Here is a 24,660-nt window from a genome sequence, read left to right as displayed (position 1 = left end):
AGTAGTTAATGTTTAGCTCTATATTCTTAATTAGCTTAAGGTAGGATGGTAGGACGGCAGGAGGTAGGAAAAGCCAAAAAAGAAGGCACCACTCCTGGCGGGGTGGTTTTTTCTTTTGCATTTAGGGGGGCTATATATGATTGTGGTTATGCAAGCTGGTGCTGAAGAAAAGGAGATTCAAGGGGTAGTGGCCAGGCTAGAGAAGGAGGGGTTTAAGGTTCACCTATCGCGGGGAACCCTCCGCACGGTAATTGGAGCCATAGGAGATAAGACACGCTTAGAGCATCAAGCCTTGGAAGCCATGCCGGGGGTAGAAAAAGTGATCCCCATACTTAAGCCCTACAAGCTGGCTGCGCGAGAATTTAAGCCAGAAAATACTATAGTAGAAGTAGGCAAGTTTAAAGTAGGTGGGCCAGAGATACACATTATCGCCGGGCCCTGCGCTGTAGAAAGTCGGGAGCAACTTCTGGAGACAGCCCATGCCGTGCGCGAGGCTGGTGCTACCATGTTACGTGGCGGTGCTTTTAAGCCGCGTACTTCGCCTTATTCTTTCCAAGGTTTAGCTGAGCGCGGGCTTAAGCTTTTGGCTGAGGCACGAGAAGAGACAGGGCTAGCTATTGTTACAGAAGTTACCGACCAGACTAAAGCCGAGGCTGTAGCCCAAGTGGCGGATGTTCTCCAGATCGGTTCCCGTAATATGCAAAACTTTGCCCTGCTTAAGACTATAGCCTGTCTGGGGAAGCCTGTGCTTTTAAAAAGGGGGCTCTCAGCTACCATTGAAGAATGGCTACTGGCAGCGGAATATATCCTGGCCGAAGGGAATTTCAAGGTTATCCTTTGCGAACGGGGTATCCGCACTTTTGAGACATATACCCGTAACACCCTCGATCTTAGCGCCCTGGTTGCTGTAAAACAGCTTTCCCATCTCCCGGTCCTTGCCGATCCCAGCCATGGTACCGGCAAAAAGGAGTTAGTAATTCCCCTGGCCCGGGCTGCCATAGCTGCCGGCGCAGATGGCCTTTTGATTGAAGTACATCCTAAACCGGAAAATGCCCTCTCGGATGGGCCCCAGAGCCTGCGGCCGGAAGAGTTCTTTTCTTTAGTTAAGGAAGTGGTAGGGATAGCTAAAGTCCTGGGACGGAGCCTAGGGCGGATCCCAGCGTGAACTCTAGTTGTAAGATAGATCAGGTAGCTTACTTAGGCCCAGAAGGGACCTTTTCCCATGAAGCTGCTGTAATATGGGGTTCTGCGATAGGGGTGGCCTCTTTCTTTCCTGTTGAAAACCTTCTAGAAGTGGTTCAAGCAGTGCTGGAAGGCCGGTGCCAGGCCGCTATCCTACCTTTAGAGAATTCTATCGAAGGTAGCGTCAACCTAACACAGGATTTACTTCTGGAAGAACCTGCTTTACAAATTGTTGGTGAGGTAGTATTGGAAGTTCGCCACTGCCTGGCCTCTAAAGAAACGGATCCTCAAAACATTACCGAAGTGTGGTCCCATCCCCACGCCCTGGCCCAGTGCCGCAGGTTCTTAGCCAGCCGTTTACCTAAGGCACGCCTCTGTCCCGCCACCAGCACAGCGGGGGCCTTCGTTTTGGCGACCTCCCGAAAGGGAAGTGCAGCTATAGGTTCCTCCTTTGCAGCTCGGCTTTATGGACTTCCGGTGCTATACCAAGGGATTGAAGATTATCCGGGCAACAAAACGCGTTTTGTAATTGTAAGCCGGGAAAGGGTACCTGGCCGAGGACCTTATAAAACCTCCCTGGTCTTGGCCCTGCCAGAGAATCGGCCCGGCGGCCTCTACAACATCCTGCGGGACTTCGCTGAGGCAGGGATAAATCTTACCCGTATTGAATCTCGCCCTACCAAAAAGGAACTGGGCGAGTATCTTTTTTTCTTAGATTGCGAAGGCCATGCAGAGCGTGAGCCATTAGCTGGGGTGCTGGCCGCCTTGCGTCCCCGCACCAGTTTTTTAAGGGTACTTGGTTCTTATCCTTGCTACAGGGAAGGGGGGAAGGAAGATGATTAAGAGGGCAGCTATCATAGGCCTGGGCTTAATAGGTGGTTCCTTGGGTATGGCCCTCCTACAAGGCAAAATAGCCCAGGAAGTGGCGGGTTACGACCGCGAAAGAAAAGCTCTGGAAAAGGCATTAGAGATGGGCGCCATCAACCACTTGGCCACCAGCTCACAAGAAGCTGTACAGGGGGCGGAACTGGTTATTTTGGCTGTACCAGTAGGGGTGCTTCCTTCTGTGGCCCGGGAGATAGCTCCTTATCTTTCCCCCCAGGCTATTGTTACTGACACGGGTAGTACTAAGGCTAAAGTAGTACATGAGTTAGAAACGATTTTCCCCTCTTCTATTACTTATATTGGCGGCCATCCCATGACAGGTTCGGAGCGGGCGGGTATCAGCGCTGCTGATCGTTATCTTCTAGAAAATGCCGTTTATATCCTCACCCCCACTACAAGAACTTCGGAAGAGGCCCTAAGCCGCCTTAAAACCATACTTACGGCCTTGGGGGCCCGGGTAATATGCCTCCCTCCTGAAAAGCATGATTGGGTGGTAGGGGTGGTAAGCCACCTCCCCCATTTCCTAGCCGTATCCCTTATGCATATGGTAGCCAGGTATTCTTTAGAACACCGGGAGCTTTTGATGCTAGCAGCCGGTGGTTTTCGCGATACCACCCGCATCGCTTCCGGCCACCCTATAATGTGGCGGGATATATATTTAAGCAACGCCCAGGTTCTTTTAAATATCCTAGAGGCTTGGGAGCAGGAAATTAGGCGGTTAGCAACCCTAATTAGAGAGCACGATGGCCAAGGGTTGCTGGAGGCCTTAGAATATGCCCGGAGCTGGCGAAACCAAATCCCGGCCCGCCAGAAAGGCTTGCTCCCTACTCTCCACGAAATAGTTATTACCGTACCTGACCGGCCGGGAGTTATCGGCTTCGTGGGCCAAATTTTAGGTCAGGAAGGGATTAATATAAGCGATATCGAAATTTTACGCGTCCGGGAAGGGGAGGGTGGAAGTATACGCCTGGGCTTCACGAGTTCTTCCGCAGCCGAACAGGCTCTCCAGGTTTTGCGCCGTCATGGCATTACTGCCCGCTGGCGAGAATAGCTAAGAGGTTGCCGTCTCCACCGGCTCTATAATAAAAAGTGTGGGATAGGGGTAGATGGGATTAAGCGAGTGGGAAGGTAGATTTTGGTTGTAGGAGGAAAAGGACGGGGGCACATCCAAATTGAATGTTAGCAAACACAAACCCCTTCAAGAAAGGAGTGCCCCCATGCACAAGATTAACACGTTCACCCTCGAAGAGCAAGAGAATTTTGAGAAAATACTACAGCCCATTTTAGAAGAACCCCAAGACCCAGGAGATATTGTGTTAAAGGTAACCGTAGACCCTCCAGAGGTATGTCCTGTATGCAACGAAGGCAAATTACACAGGCATGGCTTCTTAAAGGAAAACCAGAAGCCAAAAGAAAGAAGAATTCATCATGCTTTCTTATATGGGAGATGGGTTATTCTGTCCTGGGTTCCCGTACGGTATAAGTGTTACCGTTGTGGTAAGACTTATACCCTTCGTCCTCCGGGTACCAACCCCTGGGCCAGATTTACAAAATTAGGGGTGCAGACAGTAGTTTATTATGCCCAGAGGATGAGCTTTACTTATGCGGCTCAAATGTTAAACCTTACCCCCACTAGGGTTATAAGATTAGTGGACAAGTATGTCCAGCCTAATCTTCCTTTTGATGATACTCAAGAACCTATAGTGTTAACCTTAGATGAGCTATCCTTTACTGGGAACGATTTTGTATGCATGGTAGGGAGGTTGGAACCGGACAAGAGGCCTTTGACTATTTTAGAGGATGTGAGGACGGCAACTATAAAGGCTTACCTAGAAGAGCTCAAGAAAGCTGGGGTCAAAGTAGAGGCGGTAGTAATTGACATGAAAGACTCTTGGCGTAAGTTAATCAAAGCAATATTTCCTTCAGCCAAGATAATAGTAGACCCTTTTCATGTGATCCAGGATGCTAACCGTCGTTTAGATGAGGCAAGAAGGATAGAGCAAGAAGCGAGCAAAGAGAAGATACCCCGGTTTCCTTTGATTAAAGCTAAAGAGAGACTTACTCCCAGACAGCAAGAGGCATTAGAAAAAATTAAAGATAAATACCCGTCCCTCTATGAATTATACCAGCTAAAGGAAGACTTAAGGCAAATTCTAAGGATGGACCGGGTAGAAGAGGCAAAAGCTGCTTTGAGCCGTTGGTTTATAAATGCAGAATGCGCTGAAAATGCAGAGGGACGGATATGGGCCCGTACTATCAAGTCTTGGAGGTCAGAAATATTAAACCTGGTAAGATATACCCAGCAAGGTCGCCGGTACACTAATGGCTATATAGAAGGTAAAAATACCTTAAGCAAAATGCTTAAACGCTTAAGTTTCGGCTTCAGAAATCGCATTCATTTCATCAAAAAAATCTTCCTAGGATGTTGCCCCCAAAATCTGATCCCACAACTATTGACATAGAGCCGTCTCCACCTTGACAGGCAGTAGCTTTCTTGGTAACTTTGGTGGCGGGAGGAAAACAGGTTGGATCTGACTATCAAGCGGACGCCGTTTTTACGAGGAGAATTTTCCCCCCCGGGGGATAAATCCATTTCGCACCGGGCTGCTATTTTTGCTGCCTTGGCCGATGGCACATCAGAAATCAGCAATTTTTTGGAAGCAGGTGATTGCCTCAGTACCCTGCGTTGTTTACAGGCTTTAGGGGTAGAAATAGAAGGTCCCCGGGAAGGCAAGCTTAAAATCCGCGCTCAGGGGCCGGAAGGTTTAAAAGAGCCTGAGGATGTCCTGGATGCCGGGAATTCAGGAACTACTATGCGGTTTCTTTTGGGGGTGCTTGCGGCCCAACCCTTCTATTCGGTAATAACAGGTGATCATTCTTTACGTCGCCGCCCTATGGCCCGGGTAGCCGAACCTTTAAGGCAGATGGGGGCCCATATTTGGGGCCGCGAAGGAGGGAACCTAGCCCCCTTAAGTATTAAAGGAGGTAATCTCCGTCCTATAGAGTATAATCTTCCTGTAGCCAGCGCTCAAGTAAAATCGGCCCTCCTCTTAGCTGGCCTTCACACCGAGGGAGAAACAGTGGTACGGGAACCTGTTCCAGCGCGGGATCATACAGAGCGAATGTTGGAATATTGCGGAGTAAAAATAAAAAAGGAAGATCTGGAGATAACCATTTACGGCCGCCAAAGGATACAGCCCTTTAAGATTTGCATTCCCGGTGATTTTTCCGCCGCCGCTTTCTTTTTAGTTGCTGCTTGTATTCATCCGCGAGCCGAAGTAGTGGTTCGCAATGTGGGGCTTAATCCCACCCGAACCGGTTTACTCACCGTCCTGCAAGAGATGGGGGCTGAACTAGAGGTTATCCAGGAGGGGGTTAGCGCTGGAGAGCCCTACGGGGTGGTAAGGGCGCGCAGTAGTTCCCTTAAAGGTACTAAGATCGGTGGCGCATTAATCCCTCGCCTTATCGATGAAATACCGGTGCTGGCCGTGGCAGCAGCTGTAGCCCAGGGTTCTACTGTAATTAGAGATGCAGCAGAACTTAAAGTTAAAGAGAGCGACCGGATAACCACCTTAGCTGTGGAACTTCGTAAGATGGGAGCTAAAATCGAAACCTTGCCCGATGGCATGGTGTTGGAGGGCGGGAGCTTAAAGGGGGCAGTGGTAGATAGCCACGGTGATCACCGCCTGGCCATGGCTCTGGCGGTAGCCGGTTTGATTGCCGAAGGGGAAACGGTTATCCGCGGAGCCGAGTGCATGAGTATCTCTTATCCCGGTTTCCTGGCCGACCTGGAGGCATTAACCAAGTGAGGGATAACATAGCTATAGATGGACCGGCGGGGGCTGGAAAGAGCACAGTAGCCCGGCAACTAGCTAAGCGGCTGGGCTATTTGTATATTGACACAGGGGCTATGTATCGCGCCCTTACCTGGAAAGCTCTAAAGGAGGGAACAAAGGTTACTGACGAGGCTGCCCTAGTAGATCTTGCTCGAAACACTTCCTTGGAATTTAAAGAAGTTGCTCCAGGAGAAGTATCTGTTTACTGTGATGGGGAGGATGTAACCCGTCTTATTAGGTCTCCCGAGGTATCCCGACATGTCTCTACAGTAGCAGCCTGGCCCAGGGTGCGGGAGGAAATGGTAAAGTTACAGCGGGATCTGGCGGCAAGAAGAAAAGTAGTTATGGATGGCCGGGATATCGGTACTCATGTTCTTCCGGAAGCAAACCATAAGTTTTTCCTCACCGCTTCCCTGGAGGAGCGGGCTAGAAGGCGTTGGCAGGAATTGATAGCCCAGGGGAATAAGTTTTCTTTAGAAGAAATAAAACGGGAGATCGAAGAGCGGGACCGGCGAGACAGCCAGAGGATTGTGGCTCCTTTACGGCCAGCCCCAGATGCCGTTATTATAGACACAAGTAACCTTACGCCGGAAGAGGTAACGGAGCATATTCTGAAAACAATTAGGAAGAATTGTTAATGGGGGATAGCCCCGCCTTGTTTTATCGTCTAGCTAAATTTATATGCTACATTTTTTTTCAGTATATATGCCGCTGGGAAGTTAAAGGGCAGGAGAATTTCCCCCTTGAGGGCCCAGCAGTGGTGGTATCCAATCACGTATCCCTATGGGATCCGGTGGCCGTCGGGGTAGCTATCCCCCGGCCTGTCCGTTTTATGGCTAAGGAGGAGCTCTTCCGGATCCCTTTTCTTGCCCAGCTTCTTCGGGCCTTAGGGGCTTTTCCAGTTCGGCGAGGCAGATCTGATCGCCAGGCTCTAAAAGAGAGCCTAGAGATCCTCCGTTCTGGCCAGGTGCTGGGCATGTTCCCAGAAGGGACCCGGGTTAGAACAGGGGAACTGGGTGCCTTTCACGGTGGAGCAGCTCTACTTAGCCTTAAAACAGGAGCTCCACTGGTCCCGGTGGCAGTCAAGGGAACAGAACAGATTTTTCGTCGGGGATGGTTCCATACCTTCCAAGTTTTAATTGGGAATCCCATTTATCCCGGATCAAAGGAGAGTTACACCCCTTTGGAGGTGGAGGAGCTCTCCCAAAAAGCCCGGGAGGCTATATCTAAATTGCTAAAGGAAGCCTAAGGCCTTTTTTGCCTTACAGGCAGGAATTAGACGATTTTTCGCGAACTCTTATTAAAGTTCTTAAGGAGAAGATGACCCGGTGGATGTGTTCGTCGCCGACTATGCGGGGTTTTGTTCCGGTGTCGCGCGGGCCGTAAAAAAAGCCGAAATAGCTCCTAAGCCGGTGGCTTCCCTGGGCCCCTTAATCCATAATCCCCAAGTTGTGGAAAAATTGGCTGCCCAGGGTGTCCGGCCAGTGGCCAGCTTAGAAGAAGTGGAAGAGGGGAGAATACTGATACGCTCCCACGGTGTTCCTCCCCAAGTGTTGGAACAAGCCCGGGCCAAAGGGCTGGAAATAATAGATGCCACTTGTCCTTTTGTACGGCGGGCGCAAGAGCTGGCCCAGGAGCTCGCTTCCCAAGGATTAGAAATTATTATAGTCGGCGACCCGGAACATGCCGAGGTCAGAGGGCTGGTAGAGTGGGCCCAAGGTAAGGCAAAAGTAATATCCAGTGCGGCTGAGGTTGAAAACCTACCTCAAAGCTCGCGGAGGGCGGTTATCGTCCAAACCACCCAGCCGCAAGAAACTTTGCAAGCGGTAGTTGCGGCCCTCCTGCCCAAAACGGCTGAATTATGGGTATACAATACCATCTGCGAGGCCACCCGTCGCCGGCAAGAGGCAGCGGTAAGGTTAGCCCGCCAGGTGGATATCATGGTGGTAGTGGGGGGCCGGAACAGCGCCAACACCCGGCATCTGGCTGAACTTTGCCGGAATACGGGTACGCCCACCTACCATGTGGAAAAGGCTGGGGAGTTGCGCTCCGAGTGGTTTGCGGGGGCCCAAAAAGTAGGCGTTACCGGTGGCGCTTCCACCCCGGCGTGGATCATTGAGGAGGTAGTGAAAATGCTACAACATCTTTCAGAAAGTATTAAGGAACCCAAAACCCCGGAAGTCGGCGTAGAAAGGGCGGAAGCTCTGCTATCCAAACCTAACGGAGAGGCAAGAGATACAACGCCGGCTGTGGCCCACGAGATTTCCCAGTATGATGGAGAATTTAGACAAGATGAGGTTCCGACTGCCGGAGAACAGCCTGGAATAGAGATGTCGAGTCATCCTGAGGAGGCAGAGCGTATATTCAGGCTCCGCCGGGGTAGCGTTATAGTCGGCACCGTAGTTCAAGTGAGGGATAATGAAGTCCTGGTGGATGTGGGAGGCAAGTCAGAAGGGGTTATACCCTTAACTGAACTCTCCTATCGTCCCTTTAATCACCCCTCAGAAGTGGTAGCTGTCGGCCAGGAGATACATGTCATGGTCTTGCGGCCAGAAAATGAAGATGGCCATCCCTTGCTCTCCAAGAAAAGGGCAGACCGCCGGATAGCCTGGGACAGGCTAGAAGCCGCCTTTACCAATGGTGAGGAGCTACGCGGTGAAGTGGTGGGAGTAGTTAAAGGTGGACTTTTAGTGGATGTCGGTGTACGCGGGTTTGTCCCGGCTTCCCTTATCGAGCGAGGTTTTGTAGAAGATCTCCATGCTTATTTAGGTAAAACTTTACGCTTAAAGGTTATAGAACTAGATCGGGCCAAGAATAAACTTGTCCTTTCCCAAAGGGCTATTTTAGATGAAGAGTTTGAGAAGCAGCGCCAGGCCACCTGGGAGAGCTTAGAACCTGGCCAGGTGCGTAAAGGTATTGTACGACGTTTAACTAATTTCGGTGCCTTTATTGACTTGGGTGGCGTGGATGGATTGCTCCACGTCTCCGAGATCTCTTGGGGCCGCGTAGAACATCCCCAGGATGTGCTACAGGAAGGCCAAGAGATCGAGGTTAAGGTGCTAGGGGTGGACCGGGAAGAAGGCAGAGTCTCCCTAGGCCGTAAGCAGCTCCTGCCTAATCCCTGGAATACTGCCCGCGAACGTTACCCTGTGGGTACTGTTGTCCAGGGTAAAGTTTTACGACTTGCTCCCTTTGGGGCCTTTGTAGAAGTAGAGCCGGGGATCGAAGGGTTGGTGCACATTTCGCAACTGGCTGATCACCGGGTGGAAAAACCAGAGGAAGTGGTGGCTGTCGGCCAGGTGATCCCTGTCAAAGTATTAAAAGTGGACCAGGAAGCCCAGCGCATGAGCTTAAGCCTGCGCCAGGCCCTACAGGATAAACCCAAGGGCAATCCCGATTCTAGTGAAAAGCCGTCTAAAGAAGACGGAAGCGGGGTAAAATTGGGCGAACTTTTCGGGGACCTCTTCGGGGCTAATAACCAAGATTAGGTTTAAATTAAAGAGCCTGTATATTTCTCCCCTTTCCAGGACACCCTATAGCCGGAAAGGGGAGATTTTTTTATGGCTGGATATCCTTTAGGGGTTCTCGCCCTTGTAATTGTATTTCTCTTAATTTATTTTGGGTTGGCCCAAAGGGTTCTAGATCGGTTATATTTAAGCGACAAGGCTGCCTTGGCCTTGGTGGCTGCCTCAGCCTTAGGAAGCTTTATTAACATCCCTTTATCCCGGGGACCTATAGCGGTTTCCTTTAATGTAGGGGGCGGACTTATTCCCTTAGGCTTAGCCCTTTACGTCTTATACCGGGCAGGCACCCGGAAAGAGGTGGCCCGCGCTTTACTTGCAGCAGTTGTCACCGCAGGAGCTATCTTCGGACTCAACAGCTGGCTCATGCGGGGCCGCGAGCCCTGGGATTTTGCCTGGAACGTACTCGATCCCCTCTATTACTACCCCTTGGTAGCAGGCGGCATGGCGTATTTAGTGGGCCGCTCACGCCGCGCAGCCTTCGTAGCCGCTATTCTAGGGATTCTTATTCTAGACATCATCGATTACTTGGTCCTGGCTTTTTCCGGCACCCGGGGCACCGTAGCCATAGGTGGGGCTGGGGCCATGGACGTAAGCCTTCTTTCCGGTGTGGTAGCTGTACTCCTGGCGGAACTAATAGGTGAAGGCCGGGAGCGGCTCCAGGGAGGCCCGGAGGTAGAAGGCCGACCTAAATCCCTCTTAGAAAGGCTGCGGCTTTCTCCAGCTAAGAAGGCCCTTACATTAGACAAGAAGGACGGTGAAGGCCGTGCTTAAAAGATCGTCCTACTTAACCTTAAGCCTTCTTCTGGCTGCTCTTTTAAGCCTAGCCGTTACCTATAAGCTCTGGTGGCCCCAGAGGCCTACCTTAGTCCCGGCGTTTAGTTTTAGACCCTGGGAACTGAAAGAGCATACTGTAGGCGATTACACTATCCTGGTGGACGAGCAGGACCAGGTGTTAGATAAAATGGCCCGTATAGTTTATAAAGGTGATGAATTTATAGCACAAGATAATAGGCGGTACCGGGTGACTCGCATTGAAAGTAATAAGGCCATATGTACTCCTATAGGTAAAGAGAATATCTCTCTAGAAAGGCCTCCTTTAACTTCCAGCTCTGGCTTAAGTACCCAGCCTGTCCAGGCTGGTGGGGCTAAAAACCTGGTAGCTGTGTACCATACCCATAGCGACGAATCCTATGTACCCACTGATGGTACAGAAAGTATCCCTGGACACGGGGGTATATTCAAAGTAGGCGAAGTCTTCGCGGCTAAATTACGGAGCATGGGCGTAAATGTAGACCATGATCTTTCGGCCCACGAACCCCATGACAATAATTCCTATAAACGCTCACGCCGTACAGCTGCTCAACTGGTAAGTAAAGGGCCGGCCGCTATTTTCGATATCCATCGGGATGGTGTCCCTGATCCTGATTTTTACCGGCAAGTGGTGGCTGATAAACAAGTTACGAAAGTTCGCCTGGTGATAGGCCGGGAGAACCAAAACATGAATGCCAATCTAGACTTTGCCAAAAGGATCAAGGCAGCGGCGGATGCCAAATATCCTGGCCTTATCCGCGGGATATTTATTGGAGCAGGGAGCTATAACCAAGATCTTTCCCCCCGGGCCATTCTTTTAGAGATCGGCACCCATACCAATACTAGGGAAGAAGCCCAACGCGGGGCGGGGCTTATCGCCGAAGTGATCCCCACTGTACTTGGAATAACTCCTCAACCTGGCCCGGCAGCCCCCAGCACAGCTGGTGACTGGAAAGGGGTGCTCTTCGTAGTGTTGGCTTTTGTCTTAGGCGGCGGAGCTTTCCTTATTTTAAGCTCGGGTGGTTGGGATAAAGCTCTGGCCAGGCTTAAACAATATACCTCCATCGAATGGGCTAACCTTCTAGGCCAGCGCTTGCGCCGTCCCTTAAACACCCAAAGGAGAGACGCAGGTCAAGTACTCCAATACAAAAAAGTACCAGCGGAAAAACTAGCTCCCAATGATGAAAGGAAAGACTGGCAGAAGGATTAGCCATGGATTCCCTGGCTTTAACCTTAGTAGTGGGAATGGCTTCCGGCCTGGCCTGTAGGATATACCTTCTCCGTACCGATTATCGCCGTTATCCCGGTTATCCTCATAGTGTAATAACCCATCTCTCCTTGGCAGCCATAGCTTCCTTAATTGGAGCTGTGGCTGTTCCAGCTTTGGCGGCCCGGGAATACACAGCGGTGACTTTCCTGGCGCTGGCAGCCCAACAGTTCAGGGAGATCCGTAACTTAGAACGTAAATCTTTAGCTGAGCTGGAAGAATTAGAACTTGTTCCCCGGGGACGGGACTACATCGAAGGCATCGCCCGGGTTTTTGAGTCCCGCAACTACCTGGTCATGCTTACTTCCCTGGGAAGTAGCCTAGCCACCTTTTACTTTCACTGGGGCGTAGGGGTAGCCTTAGGTTTAGTGTTAATCTATATTAGTGGCCATTTAAGGCGGGGGAAATACTTAGGGGAAATAGCCACCGTAGAACCGGCCAGCATAACCTTCAAAGGACCTTTTTTAACCATTCAGGGAGTGGTCCTTACCAATATAGGTCTAAAAAAAGCCCGGGAAAAGATCTTGCGGGAGGGCCGGGCAGTAATTATAAAGCCCAAAAACGACGATGCCAGGGCCATCTTACACGATGCGGGGCAGAGGCAAGCCATACTCCATACAGTGGCGAGCCTCTTGGGGACCAAAGTAGATATCAGCGAACGAGATTGGAAACCCTTGGCCTGCAAAAACATTGATACAGGCGAAGTAGTCCTCTATATCCTTCCCAATGAACCCGATATGGAATGCCTCCTTCAGGCGGTCCGTATGACACCAGTACTAGAGAGCGCCGTCACCCGTCCTTTAAAAAGCCGTATTGGCCGGGCGGCCGCAGATTAAAGATAAACCCAAACAAGTTAAGCATTCCTGTAATGATTTAGGATAGCCGTTGCCAATAAGAAAGCCTCCTGGTAGAAAGGAATTGAACGACAAAACCTCAGATACCAGGAGGCGAGCAAGCGATGCAAAAGGCCGAAAAGAAAGCCTTAGTTTATGGCAACGTGCTGATCGTGGGAGTGGATGTAGCTAAGAAAAACCATTACGCCCGGATATATAACAGCATGGGTATCGACGTAGTAAAACCGTTCTACTTTCATAATAGCAGAGAAGGTTTCTGCCGTCTACTAGGGAAAATAAGCGAAGCCAAGGAGAAAGAGAAGGCGGAACGTATCATTATAGGCATGGAACCCACAGGACACTACTGGAAACCTCTAGCCTATTTCCTAAAAGAGGCAGGTTACACTGTAGTAATTGTAAATCCTTATCACGTTAAAAACAGCAAAGAGATGGAAGACAATAGCCAAGACAAGAACGACCGCAAGGATGCAGGCCTTATAGCCCAACTGGTAAAAGAGGGCAAATTCTTGCACTGCATCTTACCGGAAGGGATATATGCAGAACTGAGGACCCTTTATATTACCCGGCAGCAGGAACACAAAAAACTTAACGCTGCCCTCTGCCAGCTTAAAGCCATAGTAGATGAATATTTTCCCGAGCTAATGGAAGTATTTAAGAGTCTTTTAGGCAAGGCAGCCCAGTGGGTCTTAAGGAACTGTCCCTTTCCTAAGGACATATTAAGCCTAAAGTTAGAAGAACTAGAAGAAGGGCTAAAACAGGCCTCGAACAGTAGAGTAGGGATAAAGAGGGCTCTTGCTCTAAGGCAAGCAGCAGAAAAGAGCATAGGTGTTAAAGAAGGGCTAGAAGGGGCTAAAGTCAAACTTCAAGCCTGCTTGGAAGAAATCGAGTTTTACCAAGGTCAAATAAGGAAGACAGAGGAAGCCATGGGGCGATACCTAGAGGAGACAGGTTTAGCGAATTATCTTTTAAGCATTCCTGGGGTAGGGGTAGTAACAGCGGCAGGCTTTTTAGGGGAGATAGGTGACCCAGCGAAATACCAGCACTGGAGACAGATACGGAAACTAGCTGGTTATAACCTAACGGCCCAGAAATCGGGGAAGAAACAGAAGGCCAAGACCACCATATCCAAGAGGGGTCGGCCGGGGCTAAGGAATCTACTTTACCAGGTGAGCCTTATTCTAGTGGCTAAGAACAAAGAATTTAAAGCGCTATATCACTATTTCCTAAAGAGGCCGGAAAATCCTTTAACGAGGAAGCAGGCTCTAGTAGCTGTGGCTTTAAAGCTAGTGCGGGTGATGTTTACCCTTATTACCCAGAAGAAGGAATATGATGCCAGCAAAGTATTAGGGAAATACCGGGAAGAACAACTAAAGAAAGTAGCTTAAAGAGCTAGGGAGGTTTTGGGTGGGGGAAGCCAAATCCCTCCATAAGGGCATAGACCCTGTAATTAAGTAAAGGCAGGCCCCACCCGCCCCCTTAAGGCAGGACGAAGGAATGAAAGGGCAAGACCCTGCGAGAAATGATAGGGTAGCCTGGGGGCGAATTTTAAGGTGAGGGTCCACCCAAAACCTTAGGATAAAAAATACTCAAAAATACCCATGGTAATTTTTAACCCTTCTCTCTCGTTTCTTAGATGGAGGATGAAAAACTTGAAAATCTAAGAGAGCGAGAGATAGAGGGAGATTTAAGCAAAAAATTGAGATAGGAGGGATAAATAATAGCTATAGAACTTAAAGGACAGATCTTGGCCGTGGTGGCTACCCGCCAGGCAAGCGACAAGGTAGGCGGTGGTGGTTCTCCTATTTTTCTAGCTGAGGACGAAGAAGAACAGCAGAAACTAGGGCTTATTTTAAGCCGTACCTTAGATGCTGTAGCCCACGATTTAGAAAACGGCCTTTTGATTATTGTTCGACATTAGACTAATTATAAGGGAAATCATGAAGATCATCTATCACTGCTTCGGCGGAACCCACTCTTCTATAGTTGCTGCCGCCCTCCACTTGGGTTGGCTTCCGCGAGAACACCTTCCCAGTGCGGCCGAAATACAAGCTATACCTTACTTCGACCAAAGGCGCCGGGGCGAGGAAGGGGAAATTAAATTCCTGGGTCGCGACTCTTACGGCCATGAAATCTACGCCGTAGGTAAACGGGGCATGGGTACACTTTTGGAAAATTTTCTTTATGACTTAGCCGAGGCCCTTAAGTTACCCCGGGGAGAGCTCCTCCTTTTAGATACTACGCCCTTGGTGAATTGTTGGATGGCCCTAGGAGGCTTCCTTTCCCGTCGCTTGGGCCTTACTTTCTTGGGAAGGCCCTTGGTAACCTGGGGGGTAAAGCGGGCTTACCCTAGCCTAGTAAGCCTAGTAGAAACTTTAAGTCCTCTCCGGGTCTCCTCTTTTCCAGTTGAACTTTCACCTAGGGAAAAACCTTCCCGCCTCCTTATTTTCACTTCTTCCCGCACCCTCGCATTGGCCCTGGCTGCGGCTACTTTATACCTACGCGTCAGTGCAGGTTCCCCTCTAGAATATCTTGATGAATATCCTAGGGAAAATACTTTTTGGAAGAAGAAACCGGGCCAGCTCTTATTTGTAGGCGAAGACCCCTATGGTCTTAAAGTTTATGCAACAGCCATAGGACCCTATTTCAATTTGCTTCACCAAATTGTAGAAGGATTTCTTTCCCTTTGGGGCCTAGATAAGGATTCTGTCCGGCTTATAAAAGTAGATAGATACGCTTCCCCTTTAACCCATTTAGGTTCCCTGCTACACCTGCCCTGGGTTTTCCACTGGGGTTTAAGGAGAAGTTATTCCCATTTTAGTAAGCTTATATCTGAGGTTAAACTTGACGCTGGGAGCAAAATATCAGATAATGGGAGCGAAAAATAAAGAAAGGAGAATCTTGTCGACTCAAGAAGTGAAATACTTAAAAATAAGTAGTGTGCGCCCGGAAAGCATCGCCGCAAGTTTAGGGGTGGAGCCTGGCGATGAGCTAATAAGCATAAATGGTGAGCCTGTACCAGATATCATCGCTTACCGGTATTTAACAGCCGCAGAGGAGATCGAGGTAGAAATAGCTAAGCCAGATGGCCAGCGCTTAATCCTAGAGATAGAAAAGGATTACCATGAAGACCTAGGCCTGGAGTTTGCTGAAGCCACCTCCGATGGCCTGCGGCAGTGCCGGAACAGGTGCCTTTTTTGCTTCGTGGATCAGCTCCCCCCGGGTTTGCGGCCTAGCCTCTATGTAAAGGATGATGATTACCGATATTCCTTTTTGACCGGGAACTTTATCACCCTTACTAATCTAAAGCCCCGGGATTGGGAGCATATATGCCGCTTTCGCTTAAGCCCCTTGTATATATCTGTGCATACTACTAACCCTGACTTGCGCGCCTATATCTTAGGAAACAAACGAGGGGCCTATATTTTAGACCAACTTAAGCGGCTCAAAGAAGCGGGGATAGAGTTTCATACCCAGATCGTCCTCTGTCCTGGCCTTAACGATGGGCCTGAACTGGATAAAACCCTAGAAGATCTTTCTTTTTTCTTCCCCGCCCTCCGTTCCATAGCCGTAGTTCCGGTAGGGTTGACCAGCCACCGGGAAGGCCTGTTCCCTTTACAGCGCTATACCCGGGAAGGGGCCTTACAGGTGGTGGAGCAAATAGAAAGGTGGCAGCGCTATTTTAAACGCCTAGTAGGTTCCCGGCTGGTATACGCTGCCGATGAGTTTTACCTCCTGGCGGGTTTAGAACTTCCCCCCGCCAGGTGTTATGAAGGCTTTCCCCAGGAAGAAAATGGCGTGGGCCTTACCCGCCGCTTCCTTGACTCTTTCCGGCAGGAAATGCGCAATCTCTTTGCTAAAGGAAGGATACCCGGTTCTCTACCTCGCCGGATACTGATAGTAACGGGAGAACTAGCTGCTCCACTGCTAAAGGAATTGGTGGGCGAACTTTCAAGGAAAATACAGGATTTAGAAATACGAGTGATGGCCATCACTAATCATTTTTTAGGCGCAGAAGTAACTGTAGCTGGGCTTTTGAGCGGGCAAGACATATTCCGCGGTCTTAAAGAAAGTAAGGTAAAGGAAGGTGAGATCGTTTTTATCCCTAGCATTATGCTAAAAAAAGGAGAAGATGTGTTTCTAGATGGCTGGAGCATAGCTGATCTTAGGGAGCGTCTAGGTATAGAAATAGAAGTAATACCTACTTCCGGCCGGGAGTTGGTCAGGGCCCTTCTGGGGAGGTGCCCCAGTGGCTAAACCCTTGGTGGCCATAGTAGGCCGGCCCAACGTGGGTAAATCCACCCTATTCAATCGCCTGGTAGGAGGACAAGTGGCCATCGTAGAGGATATCCCGGGCGTCACCAGGGACCGCTTATACCGCGATTCCGAGTGGCGGGGATATGAATTTACTTTAGTAGATACAGGGGGAATAACCGAAGGGCCAGGAGGCTTGGAGGCAGCTGTACGCCGTCAAGCTGAGCAAGCTGTAAATGAGGCTGATGTAGTGCTGTTCTTGGTAGATGCCCGGGAAGGCCTTACAGCTAATGATCTAGCTGTGGCTGAGATTTTGCGGCGCTCTGGCCGGCCGGTAATTTTAGTAGCCAACAAAGTAGAAAATTTCACTGACCTCTCCTCCTTGGCCGATTTTTACCAATTAGGCTTAGGAGATCCCTTACCTATCTCAGCCGCCCACGGGATGAACGTGGGGGACTTGCTGGATAGGGTGGTAGAACTTTTACCGCGTCGGGTAGAAGGGGAAGGAAGGGGGGGTATCCGGGTAGCTATTGTGGGCCGGCCTAATGTAGGTAAATCTTCCCTGGTAAATCGGCTGTTAGGCGAAGAACGCGTTATCGTGAGCGAAATACCTGGCACCACCAGGGACGCGGTGGATACTCACTTTAAAAAGAATGATAAGGAATATATCCTTATAGATACGGCTGGCATACGGCGTAAGGCACGCATTACTACCTCCACAGAACGTTATAGCGTCCAGCGCGCTTTCCGGGCCGTGGACCGGGCGGACGTGGTTTTAGTGGTCCTGGACGCTACCGAGGGGGTTACCAACCAAGACAAAAGAATCGCTGGGTACAGTCACGAAAAGGGTAAAGCTTCCATAATAATAGTAAACAAATGGGATCTAATTCCTAAAGACGATAAAACCTTAGAACGCTACCGGAAGGCGGTCCTTTATGAATTGGCCTTTATGGATTATGCACCTGTACTTTTTGTTTCTGCCTTAACAGGCCAACGTATTCACCAGGTTTTGCCCTTGGTAGATGAAGTAGCTATGGAAGCTAAACGGCGGGTGCCCACCTCCACCTTAAATACAGTAGTTCAAGAATCCGTTTTCCTTACGCCTCCTCCAGCCAAGATATATTATGCTACCCAGGTGGGGATACAGCCGCCAACCGTGGTGTTCTTTACCAGCGACCCGGAGGCTATACCTCTATCCTACAGGCGCTATTTAGAAAACCAACTGCGCCGGGCCTTCGGGTTTAAAGGGACGCCCCTAAGGCTTATCTTCCGTGAAAGCAAAGGAGGAAGGGCTACATGAAATCTTTGCTGGTTCTCTTCTTTGCCTATCTTTTAGGTTCCCTACCTACTGCCTATGTGGTGGCGCGCTATAAGGGTTTCGATATCCGCCGCCGAGGTAGTGGAAATATTGGAACTACTAACGCCTTCCGGACTATGGGGACAGGTCCAGGCCTTCTGGTATTAGCCGTGGATGTCCTTAAAGGTGTAATACCCGTCCTTGTGGGCCGGGCTGTAGGCGGAAATTGGCTCGCAGGCTTCGCAGGGCTTGTGGCCATGGCTGGCCATAGCTGGTCGGTATTTTTATCCTTCCAGGGCGGTCGGGGAGTGGCCACGGCGGCAGGAGTATTGTTGGCCCTGGCACCAGGGGCTCTATTTTGGGCTTTTCTTATATGGCTTATTGTGCTCTTCACCACCAGGTATGTTTCTTTAAGCTCCATCGTGGCTGCCGGTTCAGCTCCCTTCCTCGTACTGCTACTTCGTCTACCCTGGAGCCATTTTGTCTTTGCTCTGGTAGCAGCTGCCCTTATAATTTACCGCCATAGGCCCAACATTAAGCGCCTTTTAGCAGGGACAGAGCCTAAAATAGGGGAGAGGGGCTAGAGTGCCGGAGAAAATTGCTGTAGTGGGAGCGGGAAGCTGGGGTACTGCTCTGGCGGTGTTGTTGGCCCGTAAGGGATTTAAAGTGAGCTTATGGGCCCGCCGACCAGAGTTTGCGGAAATGTTGCAAAAAAATAGAGAAAATTCGACTTACCTTCCCGGAGTTTTTCTTCCAGAAAATATAGAGGTAAAAAACAATATGTCCCAGGTGGTCCAGGGAGCAAACCTAGTCGTTTTAAGCGTTCCCTCCCATGCTGTACGGCATACAGCTAGACTCCTTAAGCCCCTCCTTGAGGAAGAAACAACCGTAGTTAACACCGCCAAAGGGCTAGAACTGGATAGCGGTCTTCGCCTCTCCCAGGTGTTAGAGCAAGAAGGGATCTCTACCCCTGCTGTCCTCTCTGGCCCCAGCCATGCTGAAGAAGTAGGCCGGGGCTTGCCCACTTCTGTAGTGGTAACGGCCAAGAAAAAAGTGGTAGCTGAATACGTGCAGGAGGTGTTCATGGGCCCTTCCTTCCGTGTATACACTAATCCTGATCTTATCGGAGTGGAACTAGGAGGAGCCCTTAAGAATATTATAGCCCTGGCTACAGGGATGTCCGACGGCTTAAGCTTGGGGGATAACGCCCGGGCAGCCCTTATGACGCGAGGCCTGGCAGAAATAACCAGGCTGGGCATGGCCCTAGGTGCCAATCCTCTAACCTTCGCTGGTCTGGCAGGACTGGGTGACCTCATTGTAACCTGTTGCAGTATGTACAGCCGTAACCGGAGGGCGGGGATAGAACTGGGCCGTGGCCGACCCTTAGAAGAAGTATTAGCTGGGATGGGTATGGTAGTGGAAGGAGTACCCACCACCGCCGCCGCCCGGAAATTAGCCCAAGAACTAGGTATTCCCATGCCCATAACTGAAGAAGTTTACCAAGTCCTTTATAAAGGTAAGCCTGTTAGGGAATGCGTATCCGCCCTCATGGAACGTAAACGTACAGTGGAGACTGGGTTTTTAGGGGTGACTTGGTCATAATCCCCAAGCCGCGGCATATATATGTAATGTTAAAACATGCCAAGCGGGCCGGAGACTCTCAAGGCTTGGGGAGGGAGAAGGGTGGAGAACAGGGATATTTTCCGGGATATAGCTGAGCGTACCGGTGGCGACATATACATCGGTGTGGTGGGGCCGGTGCGGACGGGGAAATCTACCTTTATTACCAGGTTTATGGATAAACTGGTCTTGCCTCATATCAAAAACCCTAACGAGCGCGACCGGGCCAAAGATGAACTACCCCAGAGCGGTGCGGGCCGGATGATCATGACTACAGAGCCTAAATTTATCCCCCAGGAAGCAGTGGAAATCACTGTCCGGGAAGGATTAAAGCTCCGGGTACGGCTGGTAGATTGTGTAGGGTATACCGTCCAGGGCGCCCAAGGGTACGAAGGGCCCGAAGGCCCCCGCATGGTACGTACACCTTGGTTTGAAAACGAGATACCCTTTCAGCAGGCCGCAGAGCTTGGTACCCGTAAAGTTATAACTGACCACGCTATCTTAGGCATAGTAGTGACCACAGACGGAAGCATTACTGAGATCCCCCGGGAAAATTACGTAGATGCGGAAGAGCGTGTAATCTGGGAACTTAAAGAGTTAGGCAAGCCCTTTGTAGTCCTCCTTAATTCTATCCATCCTACTGACGAAGAAACCTTAAAGTTGGCTAGCCAGCTAGAAGGAGATTACGGCGTTCCGGTCTTACCCGTAGACTGCCTGCATCTAGAAGAAGAGGACCTTTTAAGTATTTTAGAAGAAGCCCTTTACGAATTTCCCGTTACCGAGGTTAGCGTGAATCTACCACCTTGGGTAGAGGAACTGGAGACCTCCCACTGGCTACGCCAGCAGCTAGAGGAAGCCATCCGGGAAGCGGTAGAGCAAGTAAAACGCCTGCGAGATATCGACACTGCCTTGCAGAAGCTTCAGTCCTTCGTTTACGCCTCACGGGTAGTTTTAAGGGATATGGATCTGGGAAGTGGGACTGCCCATATCGATATGTCCGTACGGGAAGGCCTCTTCCACCAGATACTAAAAGAAGTTACGGGTTTAGATATCAGCAACGATAAAGAAGTGCTCCGCTGGATGCGGGAATTAGCCGCCATTAAACGGGAATGGGATAAAATTGCCTATGGTATCCAAGAGGTACGCAGTACCGGCTATGGCGTGGTTACCCCTACTGAGGATGAAATGGAGCTTGCGGAACCGGAACTAATTAGGCAAGGTGGGCGCTTCGGAGTAAAACTTAAAGCTACCGCCCCTTCCTATCATTTCATCCGGGCAAATATTACCATCGAGGTTACTCCCCTTATAGGTACGGAGAAGCAATGCGAAGATCTGGTGAAATACCTTATGGAAGAATTTGAAGAGAATCCCCAGAAGATCTGGCAGACTAATATTTTTGGTAAATCCTTAAGTGAACTCGTTAAAGAAGGTATCCAGGGCAAACTATATCGCATGCCCGAAAACGCCCAGATAAAGCTGCAGGAGACAGTCGAGAAAATAGTAAATGAGGGAAGCGGCTTGATTTGTATAATAATATAATAACACATATGTTCAAAAAGCGGAGAAGAAGCGGAGATGAAGTGGAGATGGTCCGGCCTCATTAGATCTCTAAAGGAAAAAAGGGAAAGTACGGCGCTTCGGGGTACCTGGAGCTGGAAGAAAAAAATCAAAAAACTAAGCGAGCTTCTTGGAGCGGCCTGGTTTTCCGGGCCGCTTCGCATTGAAGGCAACCCCTCAAAGCAATGTGCCTTGCGGCCTAAAAAGCCAGAACGAGGTGTATTATTTTCTACGGAATGGAGCAACATGAAAATGGATAACAAACCCTAAGGGGGGAAGTAAATGAGTTGTTCCAGTATTAAACGTCGCTTTGAAGAAGAGATAAAAGAGGGCCTAACGTTCGAGCGGGCCATGGAAATGTACCGGGAAGTAGAAGGCTCTCTGGCCGCACATCGTTTGGAACTGGAAGAGCTGCAACAAATAAATGCTGATCCGAGTCGTATCAGGCATTTGCAAGAACACATTAGAGATGGAGAAAAATTACTCCAAGAAATTAGATCCCTTCACCTGCATTAGAGAGGTGCCTAAAAAGGTGCCGGGCTAAATAGCACATCCCACAGGTCAAGATTTCGCCGTGAGTGAGCCACTACCTCTTCGGTAATATTTTAACTGAGTGATCGCGGGGACTGGAAATTGTTTGTTTTCCAGGATATAATGTTTTTCGGGGGGACTACAATGGATATGGAGAAAATAAGAGAAATAGCGGTCCCGATTCTGCAGCGGCACGGCGTAGCGAAAGCGTTTGTTTTTGGTTCTTACGCGAAAGGAAAGCAGGGTGAGGACAGCGACATAGATATCCTGATTGAATATGCTCCGGGCGCGAGAAAATCCCTTCTTACCCATGCAAAGCTGATAAACGAGCTTAGGGAGGCTCTGCAGAAGGATGTGGACGTGGTGACAGAAGCATCTTTATCTCCGTACTTCCGGGAAAAAGTGTTGCGTGAGAGAAGAGCGATTCTATGAAGGTGGAAGGAGACAGGGTCCGACTAAGCCATATCCTGGAGAGTGCCAGGCTAATTTCGGACTGGATCAGAGGCGTAACGAAAGAGCGTTTCTTTGAAGACATAATGCTCCAGGAAGCGGTTATTAGGCGGCTTGAGGTAATGACGGAACAGGAACGTTCCGACCGGACGACTCGGTTACCTGGGAGGAACTCGCTGCCGCAGTTATCCGGGCGCTGCCGCTCCTGGAGGGCGGAGTGCGCAGGCGGCAGGATAGAAGATGATTTCTTAACAAGAAAAGGGATTTACGACCTTCACTTCGCCATAATACTGCCCGGGGTTCAGGTCTTCAGACCAGACCACTCTGCAATCCAGTGCCTCAGCGCTACGAATAATCATCGCGTCCCAAAATGATATAGCGTACCGCTGGTGAATCCTGATGGCCTCCAGCACGTCATCGGCATCCGGCGTGTGCACGCGCCAGTTCGATAGATATTCAATGATCCGTGATGCCGTTTCCGGCGAAAGCGGCTTCCGGACTTTTTGGGTTACCGTCACGTAGAACTCCTGCAATACCTGCACGCTGAGGCAGCCGTTGCCCGATTGCCAGAGTTCGGTGACCAGCGCTTTAGCCCGGGCGTGCTTTTCCCCGGCTGAGGTATCGTGGGCATAAACCAGCACGTTGGTATCCACAAATTGCCGCTCGCTATTTTTACCGCTCATAGAGATCGCTCCTGGTCCACGTGATGTTTCCCTTCGTCGCCAGGTCAAACTCGTCCAGCATGGCCAGGTGGCACTCCTTTGCCTTGCGGTACTCGTCTTCCCTGCGCGTGAGGTCCTCGAGTAACTGGGTGAGAAGACCGGAGAGCGAGGTCCCCCGCTCAATAGCGATATGTTTTGCCCGGCGCAGCACTTCCTTAGGTAGGGAAAGGGTAACATTCTGGTAGTCCACATGCTCCACCTCCACGTAACTAAGTGTATCACTTATTTGCGTTATAAATCAAGTCGTCCGGCACAAGTTCCTGGACCGCGCCCTTTTCGTCCTTGACAAATGTTAAATAAAAGGGTATAGTAGGTACCAGACTTACACAACGGAATACCGGCGCTGCAACTCTTATCGAGAGTGGCGGAGGGACTGGCCCGATGAAGCCCGGCAACCTCGCCTTGGAGCACGTATAAGGCTTGCTCTTAAAGGCAAAGGTGCCAATTCCTGCAGGGCATTATTGCTCTGAGAGATAAGAGGGGCGAAAGAAATTTTGCCTCTTCTTATCGAAGAGGCTTTTTTATACTTAAAAATAAATCCTACTTAGGAGAGGAGAAAACCATGAATAAGCAGTACCGTTTTGCCACCCTAGCTGTCCATGCGGGGCAGACGCCGGACCCCACTACTGGAGCGCGGGCAGTACCCATCTACCAAACCACTTCCTATGTATTTAAAAATGCGGATCACGCGGCTGCCCTCTTCGCCTTACGAGAACCTGGCAACATTTACACCCGGATGATGAATCCCACTACCGATGTTTTCGAGCAACGGGTTGCTTCCCTGGAGGGAGGGGTAGGAGCCCTAGCTACTGCTTCCGGGCAAGCAGCCATAACCCTAGCTATACTTAACATTACCTCGGCAGGCCAGGAGATTGTTTCCGCCACCAGCCTTTACGGCGGGACTTACAATCTCTTCAATATAACTTTCCCTAAAATAGGCATTAAAGTTCGCTTCGTAGACCCCAGCGATCCCGAAAACTTCCGGCGTGCAATTACAGATAAAACCCGGGCCCTGTATGTAGAAACTATTGGCAATCCTAAGCTAGATGTACCAGACCTAGAGGCCATTGCGGGGATAGCCCATGAAGCTGGAATCCCCTTAATAGTGGATAACACCTTCGCTACCCCCTACCTTTGCCGCCCCTTTGAACATGGCGCAGATATAGTGGTACACTCAGCCACCAAGTTCATCGGCGGCCACGGTACAAGCATTGGTGGCATAATCGTGGATTCCGGTAAATTCAATTGGAAGAACGGCAAATTCCCCGAACTGGTAGAACCGGATCCCAGCTATCACGGAGTAAGCTATGTAGAAGCCTTCGGTCCAGCAGCTTATATTGTAAAAGCGCGGACGCAACTTTTAAGGGATCTAGGGCCAGCCTTAAGCCCCTTTAACTCTTTCCTCTTTCTCCAGGGGCTGGAAACCTTACACTTGCGTATGGAGCGCCATAGCAGTAATGCCTTGTACATTGCCCAGTGGTTAAAGGAACATCCTTATGTAAGCTGGGTAAACTATCCTGGGCTACCGGATCATCCCAGCTACCCGCTGGCCAAGAAATATCTACCTCGCGGCGCAGGAGCCATTGTAACTTTTGGGATCAAAGGAGGTAAAGAGGCTGGCCGGCGTTTCATCGATAGCCTAAAACTTTTCTCCCTCTTGGCTAATGTAGGGGATGCTAAATCCTTAGTTATCCATCCGGCTAGCACCACCCACCAGCAGCTCACAGAGGAAGAACAGCTGGCCACAGGGGTAACCGAAGATATGGTAAGGCTTTCTATAGGGTTAGAGGACCCGGAGGATCTCGTGGAGGATCTGGACCAGGCTCTAAAAAAAGCGTGCAGTTAGCCTTGAAAGCTCAGAGTGATAAAGAAAT

24 protein-coding genes and 1 riboswitch are annotated in these 24,660 nt (G+C 50.1%); of the genes, 22 read left to right on the top strand and 2 right to left on the bottom strand.

Going from position 1 to position 24,660, the window contains the following annotated elements; genetic code table 11:
* Positions 1–136: 136 nt before the first annotated feature.
* The 21 genes from aroF (at position 137) to B9A14_RS11425 (ending at position 22,046) form a co-directional block, all read left to right on the top strand.
* A complete protein-coding gene (aroF, locus tag B9A14_RS11530; protein WP_084665831.1) occupies positions 137–1,165 on the top strand; it encodes a 3-deoxy-7-phosphoheptulonate synthase in 1,029 nt (342 codons plus the stop codon).
* Entirely contained in the window at positions 1,162–2,025 is an 864-nt protein-coding gene (gene pheA, locus B9A14_RS11525) for a prephenate dehydratase (RefSeq protein ID WP_084665830.1), read from the top strand. The genes aroF and pheA overlap by 4 nt, the downstream gene beginning before the upstream one ends.
* Positions 2,018–3,118 carry a prephenate dehydrogenase gene (locus B9A14_RS11520; RefSeq protein WP_084665829.1) on the top strand — a complete coding sequence of 367 codons (1,101 nt, stop codon included), beginning with the start codon at positions 2,018–2,020 and terminating at the stop codon, positions 3,116–3,118. The genes pheA and B9A14_RS11520 overlap by 8 nt, the downstream gene beginning before the upstream one ends.
* Before the next feature lie 166 nt (positions 3,119–3,284).
* A complete protein-coding gene (locus tag B9A14_RS11515; RefSeq protein WP_084665599.1) occupies positions 3,285–4,529 on the top strand; it encodes an ISL3 family transposase in 1,245 nt (414 codons plus the stop codon).
* Between the two features lie 63 nt (positions 4,530–4,592).
* Entirely contained in the window at positions 4,593–5,876 is a 1,284-nt protein-coding gene (aroA, locus tag B9A14_RS11510) for a 3-phosphoshikimate 1-carboxyvinyltransferase (protein WP_084665828.1), read from the top strand.
* Positions 5,873–6,541: a (d)CMP kinase gene (gene cmk / locus B9A14_RS11505; RefSeq protein WP_084665827.1), complete on the top strand. Its 669-nt coding sequence runs from the start codon at positions 5,873–5,875 to the stop codon at positions 6,539–6,541. Before aroA ends, cmk begins: the two co-directional genes overlap by 4 nt.
* Entirely contained in the window at positions 6,541–7,152 is a 612-nt protein-coding gene (locus tag B9A14_RS11500) for a lysophospholipid acyltransferase family protein (protein ID WP_231967720.1), read from the top strand. The genes cmk and B9A14_RS11500 overlap by 1 nt, the downstream gene beginning before the upstream one ends.
* A gap of 79 nt (positions 7,153–7,231) precedes the next feature.
* Complete coding sequence (locus B9A14_RS11495; RefSeq protein WP_084665826.1) at positions 7,232–9,391, top strand: bifunctional 4-hydroxy-3-methylbut-2-enyl diphosphate reductase/30S ribosomal protein S1; 2,160 nt, start codon at positions 7,232–7,234, stop codon at positions 9,389–9,391.
* Between the two features lie 72 nt (positions 9,392–9,463).
* Positions 9,464–10,198: a DUF1614 domain-containing protein gene (locus B9A14_RS11490; RefSeq protein WP_084665825.1), complete on the top strand. Its 735-nt coding sequence runs from the start codon at positions 9,464–9,466 to the stop codon at positions 10,196–10,198.
* On the top strand, positions 10,191–11,447 hold the full coding sequence (gene spoIIP / locus B9A14_RS11485; RefSeq protein WP_084665824.1) for a stage II sporulation protein P: 1,257 nt from the start codon (positions 10,191–10,193) through the stop codon (positions 11,445–11,447). Before B9A14_RS11490 ends, spoIIP begins: the two co-directional genes overlap by 8 nt.
* 2 nt (positions 11,448–11,449) lie before the next feature.
* Positions 11,450–12,340: a YIEGIA family protein gene (locus tag B9A14_RS11480; protein WP_084665823.1), complete on the top strand. Its 891-nt coding sequence runs from the start codon at positions 11,450–11,452 to the stop codon at positions 12,338–12,340.
* Positions 12,341–12,462: 122 nt separating this feature from the next.
* The gene (locus B9A14_RS11475; RefSeq protein ID WP_084663962.1) at positions 12,463–13,743 is read left to right on the top strand and encodes an IS110 family RNA-guided transposase; all 1,281 of its coding nucleotides are present in this window, start codon (positions 12,463–12,465) and stop codon (positions 13,741–13,743) included.
* A gap of 365 nt (positions 13,744–14,108) precedes the next feature.
* The gene (locus tag B9A14_RS11470; protein ID WP_422938475.1) at positions 14,109–14,276 is read left to right on the top strand and encodes a capping complex subunit for YIEGIA; all 168 of its coding nucleotides are present in this window, start codon (positions 14,109–14,111) and stop codon (positions 14,274–14,276) included.
* Positions 14,263–15,243 (top strand): DUF3189 family protein, encoded by a 981-nt coding sequence (locus B9A14_RS11465; protein WP_157109942.1) that lies wholly within the window; start codon positions 14,263–14,265, stop codon positions 15,241–15,243. Before B9A14_RS11470 ends, B9A14_RS11465 begins: the two co-directional genes overlap by 14 nt.
* Positions 15,244–15,256: 13 nt before the next feature.
* A complete protein-coding gene (locus tag B9A14_RS11460) occupies positions 15,257–16,612 on the top strand; it encodes a DUF512 domain-containing protein (protein ID WP_172839141.1) in 1,356 nt (451 codons plus the stop codon).
* Positions 16,605–17,909 carry a ribosome biogenesis GTPase Der gene (gene der, locus B9A14_RS11455; RefSeq protein ID WP_084665819.1) on the top strand — a complete coding sequence of 435 codons (1,305 nt, stop codon included), beginning with the start codon at positions 16,605–16,607 and terminating at the stop codon, positions 17,907–17,909. The genes B9A14_RS11460 and der overlap by 8 nt, the downstream gene beginning before the upstream one ends.
* On the top strand, positions 17,906–18,490 hold the full coding sequence (plsY, locus tag B9A14_RS11450) for a glycerol-3-phosphate 1-O-acyltransferase PlsY (RefSeq protein ID WP_084665818.1): 585 nt from the start codon (positions 17,906–17,908) through the stop codon (positions 18,488–18,490). The genes der and plsY overlap by 4 nt, the downstream gene beginning before the upstream one ends.
* 1 nt (position 18,491) lies before the next feature.
* The gene (locus B9A14_RS11445) at positions 18,492–19,508 is read left to right on the top strand and encodes an NAD(P)H-dependent glycerol-3-phosphate dehydrogenase (RefSeq protein ID WP_084665817.1); all 1,017 of its coding nucleotides are present in this window, start codon (positions 18,492–18,494) and stop codon (positions 19,506–19,508) included.
* A gap of 81 nt (positions 19,509–19,589) precedes the next feature.
* Positions 19,590–21,065 carry a stage IV sporulation protein A gene (gene spoIVA, locus B9A14_RS11440; protein ID WP_084665816.1) on the top strand — a complete coding sequence of 492 codons (1,476 nt, stop codon included), beginning with the start codon at positions 19,590–19,592 and terminating at the stop codon, positions 21,063–21,065.
* 300 nt (positions 21,066–21,365) lie between these two features.
* Positions 21,366–21,599: a hypothetical protein gene (locus tag B9A14_RS11430; protein ID WP_084665814.1), complete on the top strand. Its 234-nt coding sequence runs from the start codon at positions 21,366–21,368 to the stop codon at positions 21,597–21,599.
* A 159-nt stretch (positions 21,600–21,758) separates the two neighbouring features.
* A complete protein-coding gene (locus B9A14_RS11425; protein WP_157109941.1) occupies positions 21,759–22,046 on the top strand; it encodes a nucleotidyltransferase family protein in 288 nt (95 codons plus the stop codon).
* Between the two features lie 266 nt (positions 22,047–22,312).
* Here B9A14_RS11425 and B9A14_RS11420 read toward each other — a convergent pair whose 3' ends face one another.
* Positions 22,313–22,747: a PIN domain-containing protein gene (locus B9A14_RS11420; RefSeq protein ID WP_084665813.1), complete on the bottom strand. Its 435-nt coding sequence runs from the start codon at positions 22,745–22,747 to the stop codon at positions 22,313–22,315.
* Positions 22,737–22,976 (bottom strand): DUF6364 family protein, encoded by a 240-nt coding sequence (locus tag B9A14_RS11415; protein ID WP_084665812.1) that lies wholly within the window; start codon positions 22,974–22,976, stop codon positions 22,737–22,739. Before B9A14_RS11415 ends, B9A14_RS11420 begins: the two co-directional genes overlap by 11 nt.
* A gap of 159 nt (positions 22,977–23,135) precedes the next feature.
* A riboswitch (SAM riboswitch) is annotated at positions 23,136–23,266 on the top strand.
* 82 nt (positions 23,267–23,348) lie between these two features.
* Between B9A14_RS11415 and B9A14_RS11410 the strand changes: the two genes are divergently transcribed.
* Complete coding sequence (locus B9A14_RS11410) at positions 23,349–24,632, top strand: homocysteine synthase (RefSeq protein ID WP_084667123.1); 1,284 nt, start codon at positions 23,349–23,351, stop codon at positions 24,630–24,632.
* Positions 24,633–24,660: the final 28 nt, after the last annotated feature.

This window comes from Thermanaeromonas toyohensis ToBE (genome assembly GCF_900176005.1).
Taxonomy (GTDB): domain Bacteria; phylum Bacillota; class DSM-521; order Neomoorellales; family Neomoorellaceae; genus Thermanaeromonas; species Thermanaeromonas toyohensis.
Note: the sequence above shows the minus strand (reverse complement) of the source record. Positions and strands in the feature narration are given on the sequence as shown.